The 13,000-nt window shown below is 64.8% G+C and carries 10 protein-coding genes and 1 pseudogene; 2 read left to right on the forward strand and 9 right to left on the reverse strand.

What is annotated here, in order from left to right:
* Positions 1-19: 19 nt before the first annotated feature.
* Both GNX71_RS03975 and galE read right to left on the reverse strand, forming a co-directional pair.
* Entirely contained in the window at positions 20-1,741 is a 1,722-nt protein-coding gene (locus tag GNX71_RS03975; RefSeq protein ID WP_206177121.1) for a glycosyltransferase family 2 protein, read from the reverse strand.
* A 322-nt stretch (positions 1,742-2,063) separates the two neighbouring features.
* Positions 2,064-3,080: a UDP-glucose 4-epimerase GalE gene (galE, locus tag GNX71_RS03980; protein WP_206179337.1), complete on the reverse strand. Its 1,017-nt coding sequence runs from the start codon at positions 3,078-3,080 to the stop codon at positions 2,064-2,066.
* Between the two features lie 125 nt (positions 3,081-3,205).
* Here galE and slmA point away from each other — a divergent pair, with 125 nt between their 5' ends.
* Positions 3,206-3,853, forward strand: a complete 648-nt coding sequence (slmA, locus tag GNX71_RS03985; protein ID WP_206177122.1) for a nucleoid occlusion factor SlmA — start codon at positions 3,206-3,208, stop codon at positions 3,851-3,853.
* 131 nt (positions 3,854-3,984) lie between these two features.
* Entirely contained in the window at positions 3,985-5,508 is a 1,524-nt protein-coding gene (locus tag GNX71_RS03990; protein WP_206177123.1) for a catalase, read from the forward strand.
* 123 nt (positions 5,509-5,631) lie between these two features.
* On the opposite strand, the gene GNX71_RS03995 is transcribed toward GNX71_RS03990, so the two are convergent.
* The 7 genes and pseudogenes from GNX71_RS03995 to GNX71_RS04025 all read right to left on the reverse strand — a co-directional run bounded on the left by GNX71_RS03995 (position 5,632) and on the right by GNX71_RS04025 (position 12,937).
* Entirely contained in the window at positions 5,632-6,693 is a 1,062-nt protein-coding gene (locus GNX71_RS03995) for a malate/lactate/ureidoglycolate dehydrogenase (RefSeq protein WP_206177124.1), read from the reverse strand.
* Between the two features lie 3 nt (positions 6,694-6,696).
* Positions 6,697-7,629: pseudogene (locus tag GNX71_RS04000) on the reverse strand (SMP-30/gluconolactonase/LRE family protein).
* Between the two features lie 14 nt (positions 7,630-7,643).
* Positions 7,644-9,170: an altronate dehydratase family protein gene (locus tag GNX71_RS04005; protein ID WP_206177125.1), complete on the reverse strand. Its 1,527-nt coding sequence runs from the start codon at positions 9,168-9,170 to the stop codon at positions 7,644-7,646.
* A 2-nt stretch (positions 9,171-9,172) separates the two neighbouring features.
* The gene (locus GNX71_RS04010) at positions 9,173-10,570 is read right to left on the reverse strand and encodes a TRAP transporter large permease (protein ID WP_206177126.1); all 1,398 of its coding nucleotides are present in this window, start codon (positions 10,568-10,570) and stop codon (positions 9,173-9,175) included.
* Positions 10,571-10,600: 30 nt separating this feature from the next.
* Positions 10,601-11,161 (reverse strand): TRAP transporter small permease, encoded by a 561-nt coding sequence (locus tag GNX71_RS04015; protein ID WP_206177127.1) that lies wholly within the window; start codon positions 11,159-11,161, stop codon positions 10,601-10,603.
* A gap of 15 nt (positions 11,162-11,176) precedes the next feature.
* Positions 11,177-12,184: a sialic acid TRAP transporter substrate-binding protein SiaP gene (locus GNX71_RS04020; protein WP_206177128.1), complete on the reverse strand. Its 1,008-nt coding sequence runs from the start codon at positions 12,182-12,184 to the stop codon at positions 11,177-11,179.
* A 45-nt stretch (positions 12,185-12,229) separates the two neighbouring features.
* Entirely contained in the window at positions 12,230-12,937 is a 708-nt protein-coding gene (locus GNX71_RS04025) for a FadR/GntR family transcriptional regulator (protein ID WP_206177129.1), read from the reverse strand.
* Positions 12,938-13,000: the final 63 nt, after the last annotated feature.

Raw genomic sequence — 13,000 nt, forward strand, 5'->3', positions numbered from 1 at the left:
TCGACGTGGGGGCCGCTTATCAGCGGACAAGACGCCAGGATTGACGGACGTTCAAGGCCAGCTGTTCACCAGCGCTCCAATCGAAGCGGAGATTCGGGTTGTGGTAGGGATCGCAATCGAAACGATCCCCCCACTTCAACTGCATGTGATGGAGCTCTCGGTTTGCGCGTGCCCGCTTTTCTTCCGAGTCATCTTGACCGCGCGATGCGCTTTCTAGATGCAGCAAAGATGCGAACGGCGTGCAAACGTTGCGATACCCTGCGTCGCTGACCTTGAGACACAGGTCAATGTCGTTGAAGGCGACGGCGAGGTGCTCGGCGTCAAATCCACCGACTTCGTCGAACACCGATCGGCGCACGGCGAGGCAGGCGCCAGTCACGGCCAGGTAGTCGCGTGTACCAGCGAGTCGTCCGGCCGCTCCCGCGGTCATGCCGTCCTCGGTTCTGCAGACGTGCATCGCCAGGGGGCCAGACTGAAGAATCACACCCGCATGCTGGACAGTGCCGTCGGAGTACAGGAGCTTGGCCCCCACGCAACCGATGTCCGGGCGCGCGACTTCGCCAACCATTTCCTTCAGCCAGTTTTCCTCCAGTACTTCAATGTCGTTGTTGAGGAAAAGCAGCACATCTCCGGTTGCTGCCGAGGCCCCAGTGTTGTTGATCCTCGAGAAATTGAACGGCCCGGAAACGCGGAGAACACGCACGCGCGAATCGGTATTCAGTTCGGCAAGCAGGGCTATCGTGGCCGGTTCGACGCTGTCGTTGTCGAGAATGAGGACCTCGAAGTCCGGGTAGTCTGTCTGCGTGAGCAATCCGTGTAGACAATTTCGCAACAGTCCGGCGCGGTCTCGCGTTGGCACCAAGACACTGACCCTGGGTGCCGGCGACGGCAGAGGCCGATGGACGTGATTTACGAACGAGGAAACTGGCGACGGACCGACATCGACAGCGACACCGACTTGCAAGGCTGCCGCATTGGCCGCCACCTCGCGAGCGGACACGGCATACGCGGAGATGGCAGAACGAGTTTCCCGAGAGTTGATGCGCTGGGGTATTCGGCGGTGGTACAGAACTGCAGGAACATGCCGGATTCGACTGCATGGAAGAGATAAGGCGGTCCTGCAATGAAAGTCATAGTGGGCTGCAGACCCGTGCGCAGCGCTGAGACCGCCTGTCTCCAGCGCGCGCTCGCGTGCGATCAGGCAAAGACTGCCCAACAGGTCGAAGCCGATCTGGGCGTCGGGGTCCCATGCGGACTTGAATCTGGGCTTTTGTCGCCGACCGCATTGGTCGACCCAGTCTTCGTCAGAGTACACGACCTCGGCATCCGGCCATCGGGTCAATGCGGACTGCATGGCGGCAACCGCAACGGGTGCTAGACGGTCTCCCGTAAAAACCACCCCGAAGTAGCGTCCCGACGCTCGCTCGAGTGCAAGTTGCTGTAGTTGCAGCAAAGTATCGCCTTCGGCGGCCGCAAGGATTCGAGCGTTGGACAAGCCCGGAGCCTGGGAAGCCAGAATGCGAGCAACGGTTTCCTCACGCGAGGGGCGGCACGCCACCAATGTGGCAAAGTTTTTGACAATCTGAGCTGCCAGTGATATCAACGTTGCGCGCAACGCCTCGTCGTCCCCCGAGTCTGCGATCGCTAGAGTGACAGTGTGTTGCGATGCGGATTCCGCCAGTTCCAAACGGACTGCCAAGACTTCTGCATCCGACAGCGGGGGCTCCGAAGCAATCCACATGTCATATGCGTCGTCTGCAATCTGTGAAAACTCACATGCGGCGGCCCAAAGCGCCTGACTCAACTGAGAAAAAAAAATTATAACTATTCCCCTGCCCTCGAACGCCGCTGTTCTTGTATTTTATTCGACACAGGTACGTTCAGGTCTGACAGAGCATACCGATGGCCTGCTTGTCTTCTCGGGTGGAAATGTTGCTAACGCCTAATTTCTGTGAGTTATTGCGAGTTATTGCGAGTTATTGTGGGTTTTTTGTGAATATTTTGGCGATTCGAGATACTTTACTCAGCGCTGCTGGGCGCTCGTTGCTGGCTACTTTGAAGTCTTAGCCGTAGCCACGCGGATTGGCTTGTTGCCAACGCCAGCTGTCAACGCACATTTGATCGAGGCTGCGATGGCCTTGCCAAGCCAATGTCGCCTGCGCCAAGGATGGATCGGCCCAGTAGGCCGGTACATCGCCTGGCCGGCGCGGACCGATTTCGTAAGGCAGCGAGCGCCCGCTCGCCCGCTCGAAGGCCTGGACCACTTCCAGCACAGAGGCTCCCTTGCCAGTGCCAAGGTTTAGCGTGACCAGTTCTCCATGGTTTTGCGCGTGCTTCAGGGCCGCAACGTGGCCCTCGGCCAGGTCCATGACATGGATGTAGTCCCGCACGCCCGTACCGTCGGCGGTCGCGTAGTCGTTGCCATGGATCTGCAACCTGTCACGCTGGCCCACAGCCACCTGGCAGACGAACGGCATCAGGTTGTTGGGCTTGCCTTGGGGATGTTCGCCGATGAGTCCGCTTTCGTGCGCACCCACTGGATTGAAGTAACGCAACAGTGCGATGCGCCACCCTGGTTGGGAGCGGTACAGGTCATTCAGTGCCTCCTCGACCATCAACTTGGAGCGCCCATAGGGGTTGGCCGGCCGCCGCGGCGCGTCTTCCGGAATGGGAGAACTCTCCGGTTCGCCGTATACCGTGGCCGAAGACGAGAAGATCAGAGTGTTCACGCCGGCATCGCGCATTGCCGAGGCCAGGACGAAGCTGCCATGCACGTTGTTGTCGTAGTACGCCAACGGGTCCGCCACCGAGTCGCCCACCGCCTTGAGGCCGGCGAAATGAATCACCGAGGAGAACGATTCATCGCTGAAGATGCGAGCCAGCAACGCGCGATCACGAACGTCGCCTTCGATGAACTTCGGCGTGCTGCCGGTGATCTGGCGCAAGCGCTCCAGCACCCTTGGATCACTATTGCCGAGGTTGTCGAGAATCACGGGCACATAACCAGCGGACGCCAGCGCCACGCAGGTGTGACTGCCGATGAAGCCGGCACCGCCGGTCACGAGAACGCGTTGTGTCATGAAGACGCTTGCTATTGTTTGAAAGAACTCGATTCTGAAGGAGCACTTGACCGTGCGGCCGTCGGTGCTGGCTCGCTCCCAGCGCTGTGCGAGAATCAATTGATTACATCTTTGCACGCGCTCCCATGCAGAACGAAGAGACAGCTGCTCCCGGCGTAGAGACCCCAGCGGAAACGCCAGCCACCGCCACGCGCAAGCGTCCGAAACCGGGGGAGCGGCGCGTGCAGATCCTGCAGGCGCTGGCCGCCATGCTTGAGCAGCCCGGCGCCGAGCGCGTCACCACCGCGGCGCTGGCCGCGCGGCTCGAGGTGAGCGAGGCCGCGCTCTACCGCCATTTCGCGAGCAAGGCCCAGATGTTCGAGGGCCTGATCGATTTCATCGAGCAGAGCGTCTTCACCCTGGTGAACCAGATCCTCGAGCGCGAGGGTGCCACCGGCGCCCAGCAGGCCGCTCGCATCCTCACGCTGCTGGTCCAGTTCGCCGAGCGCAACCCGGGCATGACGCGCGTCATGGTCGGGGATGCGCTGGTCTACGAGAACGAGCGACTGCAGCAACGCATGAACCAGTTCTTCGACAAGATCGAAGCCACGCTGCGCCAGGTGTTGCGCGGCGCGGCCACCGCCGATGGATCGGCCACGCCCACCGTCGATGCGCAGGTGCGCGCCGCGGCGCTCACCGCCTTCGTGGTCGGGCAACTGCAGCGCTTTGCGCGCTCGGGCTTCCGCCGCGCGCCTTCCGAACACCTCGAAGCCACGATCGCACTGATCGTCTGAGAGGGCCGGGCCTCCGGGCCCGCCCGCTGCGGCCGCGGGTCTATCGATGCGATAGCTGAATCTGATGCCATGTCAGCATGTTCATTGACAAAATCGATGGACCCCGACCACTTCATCAGAGGACAGCACCCATGACCGATACCCGCAAGCTCACCACCGAAAGTGGCGCCCCCATCGAAAACAACCAGCAGTCGCAGACGGCTGGCGTCAACGGTCCCGTGCTGATGCAGGACCACAACCTCATCGAGAAACTGGCCCGCTTCGACCGTGAGCGCATTCCGGAACGCGTGGTGCACGCCCGCGGTTCGGGCGCTTTCGGCACCTTCGAGCTCACGGCCGACGTGTCGAAATGGACCAAGGCGAAATTCCTCGGCCAGGTCGGCAAGAAGACCGAAGTGCTGGCGCGCTTCTCGACCGTCGCGCTCGAGCTGGGCTCGGCCGACACGGTGCGCGACCCGCGCGGCTTCGCGCTCAAGTTCTACACGGAGGACGGCAACTACGACCTCGTGGGCAACAACACGCCGATCTTCTTCATCCGCGACCCGCTCAAGTTCCCCGACTTCATCCACTCGCAAAAACGCGATCCCTACAGCCACGTGCAGGAGCCCAACAACGCCTGGGATTTCTTCTCGCATTCGCCCGAGGCCACGCACCAGTTCACCTGGCTCTTCGGCGACCGCGGCATTCCCAAGAGCTATCGCCACATGGACGGCTTCGGCTCGCACACCTACCAGTGGGTGAACGCCAAGGGCGAGGCCTTCTGGGTCAAGTACCACTTCAAGACCAACCAGGGCATCGAGACCTTCGTGGCCGAAGAGGCGCAGCGCGTGGGCGGCGAGAACCCGAACCACCACCACCTCGACCTGCTGCATTCCATCGAGCGCGGCGAGTTCCCGAGCTGGAAGGTGCAGGTGCAGATCATGCCGGTGGCGGAGGCGCAGACCTACCGCTTCAAACCCTTCGACCTCACCAAGGTCTGGTCGCACAAGGACTATCCGAAGATCGACATCGGCATCCTCACGCTCGACCGCAACCCCGACAACTACTTCGCCGAGATCGAGCAGGCTGCGTTCAACCCGGCCAACTTCGTGCCCGGCATCGGCCCGTCGCCCGACAAGATGCTGCAGGGGCGCCTGTTCAGCTACGGCGACACGCAGCGCTACCGCCTGGGCATCAACCACACGCAGCTGCCGGTGAACCGACCGCACGCCACCACCGCGCAGAACTACGGCCGCGACGGCGCGATGCGCGGCGACGGCAATGGCGGACGCGGTCCGAACTACGAGCCGAACAGCTTCAGCGATGCGCCCAAGCAGACCAACGAGCCGGTGTACGCACCGCTCGAGATCCACGGCTGGACCGGCAGCCACCAGTGGCAGAAGCACGAGGCCGACACCGATTTCGTGCAGGCCGGCGACCTCTATCGCCTGATGGACGAGGCTGCGAAGGAGCGGCTGATTCAAAGCATCGCGGGTGGCCTTGGTGCGGTCACGCGGCAGGACATCATCGACCGCTCGGTGAGCTACTTCCGCCAGGCCGACGCGGACTACGGCGCGCGGCTCGAGAAGGCGATCAAGGCGGTGCAGGCGAAGATCAAGGGCGACGACACCAGCGTGCAGGTGGGCAAGCCGGCGCACGACAGCAGCAAGAGCTGATCGCAGATGTCTTTCTCCCTCCCCCTCTGGGGGAGGGCTGGGGTGGGGGTGAGCGGCGTACCCATCGAGCACTCTGCGTGCCCCCATCCCAACCTTCCCCCAGAGGGGGAAGGAGCAAGAGGGTCAGGCGGTGACCGTGACGCCGACCTTCGCGCCGGCAGCCACGATCTCTCCCCACGTCGCATCGTCGATCCAGATGCCGTCCTGCCGCCGCGCCGCACGCGCCTTGCGCTCCGGCTCGCCCGCGATCTGCACTGCGTCGAAGCCCTGCCCCGGCGGGCTTTGCCTCAACCAGTCGATGAATTCGTGCGCCTCTTCATCGAAGGCCTTCTGCGTCCCGAGCTTCGCCGGATCGATCAGCACCGTCAGCATGCCGTTGAGCACCGAGCGCGCCGTGTCCGCCGGCCGGTGCCACGTGCCGCCGCCCGTGAGCGCGCCGCCCAGCAGCTCGCACGCTACCGCCATGCCATAGCCCTTGTGCTCGCCGAAGGTCATGAGCGCGCCGAAGAGCCCATTGCCCTGCGGCACGACCACCACGCCGGGGTCGTTGGTCGGTGCGCCTGTCTCGTCGATCAGGTAGCCGTCGGGCACCTGCTCGCCCTTGTTGTGGGCCACACGCATCTTTCCCTGTGCCACGCGGCTGGTCGCGTAGTCGAGCACGAAGGGCTCCGCGCCCGCGAGCGGCACGCCGATGCAGCACGGGTTGGTGCCGAAGCGCCCGTCGCCGCCGCCCCAGGGCGCGACCACGGGCCGCGACAGCACGTTGACGAAATGCATCGCCACCAGCCCCTGGGCCGTCGCCATTTCGGCGAAGTGCCCGATGCGACCCAGGTGGTGCGCATGCGAGAGCGTGAAGATGCAGCTGCCATGCTGCTTCGCCCGCGCGATGCCCAGTTCCATCGCCTGCACGCCGACGATCTGCCCGTAGCCGCGCTGGCCGTCCAGGCCCATCAGCGTGCCGATGTCGAGGTTGACCTTGATCGACGCATTGGGCTTCAACCCGCCCTCGGCCACCGCATCGACATACCGCGGCAGCATGCCCACGCCGTGCGAGTCATGCCCGCTCAGGTTGGCCAGCACGAGGTTGGCGGCCACCTGCTGCGCTTCGGCGGGGCTGCTGCCCGCGGCTTCGAGGATGCGGGCGACGTTGGTTTGCAGGCCGTCGGCCGGCAGTGTTCTGGGCATGGATCAGGCTCCCTTGGCGTTCAGTGTGATGGCATAGAGCGACGTCGTCGCGCAGATGAAAAGCCGGTTGCGCTTGGGCCCGCCGAAGCAGACGTTCGCCACGCGCTCGGGCAAGAGGATCTTGCCGAGCAGCGTGCCGTCGGGGTGATAGGCGTGCACGCCGTCGAGGGCGCTGGTCCAGATACGGCCTTCGGTGTCGAGGCGAAAGCCATCGAACATGCCGCTCGTGCATTCGGCGAACACCTCGCCGCCGCTCAGGCTGCGGCCGTCGGCGCCCACCTTGAAGCGGCGCATGTGGCGCGGCCCGTCCTTCAGGTGGCTCGCGCCGGTGTCGGCGATGTAGAGCAGCGATTCGTCGGGCGAGAAGGCCAGGCCGTTGGGCTTGACGAAGTCGTCGGCGATGCGCTCGACGGCGCCGCTCACGGGGTCGATGCGGTAGACGTAGCAGGCGCCGATCTCGCTCTCGGCGCGCAGGCCTTCGTAGTCCGAGAGGATGCCGTAGCTCGGATCGGTGAACCACACGCCGCCGTCCGAATGCACCACCACGTCGTTGGGGGAGTTCAGTCGCTTGCCCTACCAGTGCGAGGCCAGCACGGTGATCGATCCGTCGTGCTCGGTGCGCGTCACGCGCCGCGTGAGGTGCTCGCAGCTCACCAGCCGGCCCTCGCGATCGACCGTGTGGCCGTTCGTGTTGTTCGACGGTTCGCGGAACACGCCGACCGTGCCGTTCACCTCGTCGTAACGCAGCATGCGGTTGTTCGGAATGTCCGACCACAGGAGCGTGCGGTGCGCGCCGAACCACACCGGGCCCTCGCACCAGCGCGCGCCGGTCCACAGCCGCTCCACGCGCTCGGGGCCGGGGATGCAGGTGTTGAAGCGCGCATCCAGCCGTTCGAAGCCGGTGCCTTCCAGGAAGCCAAAGGGGAGTGTGCTCATGCCTTGCCCTGCGCTCACATCACCGCGCCGACTTGCCACGGCACGAACTCGTTCTGCCCGTAGCCGTGCTGCTCGCTCTTCGACTGCGCGCCCGACGCGGTGGCCAGCACCAACTCGAAGATGCGCTGCCCCATCTCCTGGATCGAGGCCGTGCCGTCGACGATCTCGCCGCAGTTGATGTCCATGTCTTCTTCCTGCCGCTGCCACAGCGCCGAGTTGGTCGCGAGCTTGAGCGAGGGCGAGGGCGCGCAGCCGTAGGCCGAGCCGCGCCCGGTGGTGAAGCAGATCAGGTTCGCGCCGCCGGCCACCTGGCCCGTGGCGCTCACCGGGTCGTAGCCCGGCGTGTCCATGTAGACGAAACCGTGCGCCGAGACCGGCTCCGCGTATTCGTACACCGCCTCCAGGTTGCTGGTGCCGCCCTTGGCGACCGCGCCCAGCGATTTCTCGAGGATGGTGGTGAGCCCGCCCGCCTTGTTGCCGGGCGAGGGGTTGTTGTTCATCTCGCCCTCGTTGATCTCGGTGTAGTGCTCCCACCACTTGATGCGGTCCACCAGCTTCTGTCCCACCTCGCGCTTCACCGCGCGGCGCGTGAGCAGGTGCTCGGCGCCGTACACCTCGGGCGTCTCGCTGAGGATAGCCGTGCCGCCGTGCGCCACCAGCAGGTCGACCGCGGCGCCGAGCGCAGGGTTGGCGCTGATGCCCGAGTAGCCGTCCGAACCTCCGCATTGCAGCCCGATGGTGATGTGCGCCGCGCTGCACGGCTCGCGTTTCACCGCATTGGCGCGCGGCAGCATCTCGTTGATGAGCGCCACTCCCTTCTCGACCGTCTTGCGCGTGCCGCCCGTGTCCTGGATGTTGAAGGTGCGGAAGTTCTCGCCCTCGGCGAGGTGGCCGGTCGCGAGCCACGCGTTGATCTGGTTGGCCTCGCAGCCGAGCCCGACCACCAGCACGCCCGCGAAGTTCGGATGCGTGGCGTAGCCCGTGAGCGTGCGCGACAGCACTTGCATGCCCATGCCCTCGGTGTCCATGCCGCAGCCTGTGCCGTGCGTCAGCGCGACGATGCCGTCCACGTTGGGGAATGCCGCGAGCGCGGAAGGGTTGGTCCGGCGCGAGAAGTGGTCTGCAATCGCGCGCGCGGCCGTGGCCGAACAGTTCACGCTGGTCAGCACACCGATGTAGTTGCGCGTGGCCACGCGGCCGTCGGCGCGCTTGATGCCCATGAACGTCGCCTCGCGTTTCGCGGGCGCGGGCTTCACGTCGGCACCGAAGGCGTAGTCGCGCGCAAAGTCGCCCTTGTCCGGACCCATGTCCAGGTTCTGCGTGTGCACATGCTCGCCGGGCGCGATCGGCTTGCTCGCGAACCCGATGATCTGGTTGTAGCGCCGCACCGGCTCGCCCTGCGCGATGGCGCGCATCGCGACCTTGTGGCCCGGCGGGATCAGGCCACGCACGGCCACGTTCTCGACGAGCGTGCCGCCCAGCAGTTGCGAGCGCGCGATGACGACGTCGTCGGCGGGATGGAGTCGGATGTAGGGGGTCATGGTCAATAGAACATCTTGGGCACCCACAGCACGAGCTTGGGCATGTAGGTGATCACGCCCAGGCTCAGCAGCAGCGGCACCAGCCACGGAAGAATCGCCATCGTCGTGCGCTCGAAGCTCAGGCCCGCCACGCGCGCCAGCACGAACAGCACCATGCCCATCGGCGGATGCAGCAGGCCGATCATGAGGTTGAGCACCATCACCAGGCCGAAGTGGATCGGGTCCACGCCCAGCTGCGTGGCAATCGGCAGCAGGATCGGCACGAGGATCGTGATGGCCGCGGTCGGCTCCAGGAAGCAGCCCACGAAGAGCATCAGCAGGTTGGCCAGCAGCAGGAACACCCACGCTTCCTTGGTGAAGCCCAGCACCCAGGCGGCGATGTCGGTGGTCACGCCCGTGGCCGTCAGCATCCAGCCGAAGATCGATGCCGCCGCCACGATGAAGAGCACCGTGCTCGTGGTCTCGATGGTGTCCAGGCAGACCTTGATGAACATCTTCCACGACAGCGTGCGATACCACGCGAAGCCCAGGATCATGGCCCACACGCAGGCCGCGATGGCGCCCTCGGTGGGCGTGAAGAGCCCGGTCGTCATGCCGCCGATCAGCAGCACCGGCGTCATGATGGGCAGCAGCGCCTCGAAGCTGAAGATCTTGTCGAGCACGAAGAGCGAGGCCAGCCCCGCGAACACCGTGAGCTGCGGCGGCGTGCCGAGCTTGACCACCAGCAGCCACATCAGCAGCGGCCAGCCGATCACCACGGCCAGCTCCATCAGCGCCTTGAAGAGCCGCGTGCGCGAGAACTTCACGTCCGCGCCCCACTTGTTCTTGTGCGCGTAGTAGGCCACCGTGAGCATCATCAGGATGGCCATCAGCGCGCCGGGCAGGATGCCCGCCAGGAACAGCGCACCCACTGACACGTTGGCCATCATCCCGTAGATCACGAAGGGCAGGCTCGGCGGAATGATCGGGCCCAGCGTGGCCGATGCGGCCGTGACGCCCACGGCGAACTCGGTCGAGTAGCCGTGCTCCTTCATCGCCTTGATCTCGATGGTTCCTAGGCCCGCAGCGTCCGCGATAGCCGTGCCGCTCATGCCCGCGAAGATCACCGAACCGAGCACGTTCACGTGGCCCAGCCCGCCCTTGAGCCAGCCCACCAGGGCGAGCGCGAAGTTGTAGATGCGGGTGGTGATGCCGGCGTTGTTCATCAGGTTGCCGGCCAGGATGAAGAAGGGCACCGCGAGCAGCGGAAAGCTGTCGATGCCGCTCACCATCCGGTGGATCACCACGAAGGGCGGCAGCGTGCTGTCGCTCACCAGGATGTAGACCAGCGAGGCGCCGGCCATGGCGATGGCCACGGGCAGGCCGCCGGACATGAAGAACAGGAAGATGATTTTCAGCATGGGTCTTTTTCTTGTCGTTGCAAGCCGCGGTCAGCGGTCGGAGAGCGTCGACTCGGGGCGTTCCAGCACGCTGTAGCCGCGCTGCCAGTGGATGCGCAGCACCTGCAGCGAGCGCCACGCCATGGCGGCGAAGCCGAACACGCACAGCGCGTACACCACGTTCATCGGCAGGTCGACGATGGTCATGCGCGTCTGGTTGCCGATCTTCATCATCATCTGGATCGTCATCACCACGGCCGCCACGAAGAAGGCGGTGCGCAGCACGTCGACCACCATCGAGAGCGCGCGGCCCATGGCGCGCGGCATGTGGCGGTAGAAGAAGTCGACCTGGATCTGGTTGTTCTTCGCCACCCCCACCGCCGCGCCGATGAAGACCACGCCGATGAGCATGTAGCGCGCCACCTCCTCGGTCCAGGCGGCCGAGTCGTTCATCACGTAGCGCGTGACGAACTGGTAGAAGACCGTGAGGCCCAGCAGCCAGAAGAGGGCCAGCGAGATCCAGCCCTCGGCGATGGTGCCTGACAGATCGACCACCTCGTCCTCCGCGTGGAAGTGGCCTTCGTCATCGATGATTTTTTGAGGTTCGCTCATGGCTGGATCACGCGTTCACTTGATGGCCAGGATGCGGTCGTAGTCTTGCTGGCGGTAGCCCTGGTCGGTGGGCTTGGTCGCCTTGAGCACCGCTTCGCGGAACGCGTTCTTGTCGACGGTGATCACGTTGTTGCCCTTCTTCTTGAACTCCTCCACCAGGCGCGCCTCGGACGCGATGATTTCGCGGCCTGTCTTCTCCGCGGCTTCCTGCATCACGTCGGTGAATATCTTCTTTTCATCCGCCGAGAGCTTGGCCCACAGCTGCCCCGAGCAGATCGTGAGCAGCGAATCGACGATGTGGCCGGTCAGCGAGATGTTCTTCTGCACCTCGAAGAACTTCTTGGCCTCGATGGTGGGCAGCGGGTTCTCCTGCGCATCGACCGTGTTGTTCTGCAGCGCCAGGTACACCTCGGCGAACGCGATGGGCGTCGGGTTGGCGCCCAGCGCCTTCGGGAAGGCGAGGTAGGCCGGCGCATCGGGCACGCGGATCTTCAGGCCCTTCATGTCCTCGGGCTTGCTCACGGGCCGCGCCGCGCTCGATGTCACATGGCGTGCGCCGTAGTAGCTGAGCGCGGTGATGTGGTTGCCGCTCTTGTCGTCGTAGCCCTTGGCGAGCTCGTTGAACACGTCGCTCTTGGCGTACTTCAACTGGTGCTCTGCATCGCGGAAGATGAAGGGAAAGTACGAGATCGCCAGCGGCGTGTAGGTGCGCCCCGCGAAGCTCGCGCCCGACAGGATGATGTCGACCGTGCCCAGCGTCAGGCCCTGGTTGATGTCCGCTTCCTTGCCGAGCGTGGAAGCAGGGAACACCTGGATGTCGTACTTGCCGTTGGTGCGCTTCTTGATCTCCTCGGCCGCCCACACCGAGTACTTGTGGAAGGGCTCCGAGGTCTCGTAGACGTGGGCCCACTTGAGCTTGGTCTGCGCCGAGGCGATGCCCGGGATGCCCACGACGCCGGCCGCGAGGGCGCAGGCGGCCAGGGCCTTGAGGGCGGTGCGTTTGCTGTTCTTGCTGCTGATCATGTGGCTTGTCTCCGTTGTAGTAATGGCAGGGATGCTGGCGAGAAATCAGGAAGGCTTCGCGCGTCGCCAGCTCGCGCTGAATCGCTGGTGTGACTTGTCCATGTGCGCATGCATCGCGGCACGCGCGCCCTCGGCGTCGCGGGCGGCCACCGCATCGCGGATGGCCTCATGCTCGAGGATGGCCGAGCGCCAGGAAGGAACGTTCTCGAAGTAGCCGCCCAGGCGCGTGAAGATCGGGCCCTTGCGCGAGTCCCAGAAGTTCTGCACCGTCTCCACAAGCACCGCGTTGCCGCTGGCGTTGACGATGGCGAGGTGGAAGGCGCGATCGCCTTCGAGCGGCATCACCTTGCGGTCGGCCATCTCGCGCATGACCTCGATGGCGCGCGTCATCGCATCGACGTCCTTGCGCTTGCCGGCGGTGGCGGCAATGGCGGCTGTCTCGCCCTCGATCACGCGGCGCGCGCGGATCAGCTCCAACGGGCCCCACTCCGTGGGCGCGACGGGCGCCGCAGCCCGGTGCGAACGGTCGAGCACGTACACGCCGGAGCCCGTGCGCACCTCGACCCAGCCCTCGACCTCGAGCGCGATCAGCGCCTCGCGCACCGAAGGGCGGCTCACGCCCAGCTGCTTGGCCAGGTCCCGCTCGGCGGGCAGGCGGGCGCCCACGGCAAACTCGCCCTTGGCGATCAGCGCACGCAGCTGGTCGGCGATCTGGCGATAGAGACGTTGGGGTTCGACGGTCTGGAGGGGCACGGACGAGAGACAGAGCGGGTTTAAGGGTTGTCCTGAATTGGACAAGTGGTAAGGCCAATTCAG

Source organism: Variovorax sp. RKNM96 (assembly GCF_017161115.1).
GTDB lineage: Bacteria > Pseudomonadota > Gammaproteobacteria > Burkholderiales > Burkholderiaceae_C > Variovorax.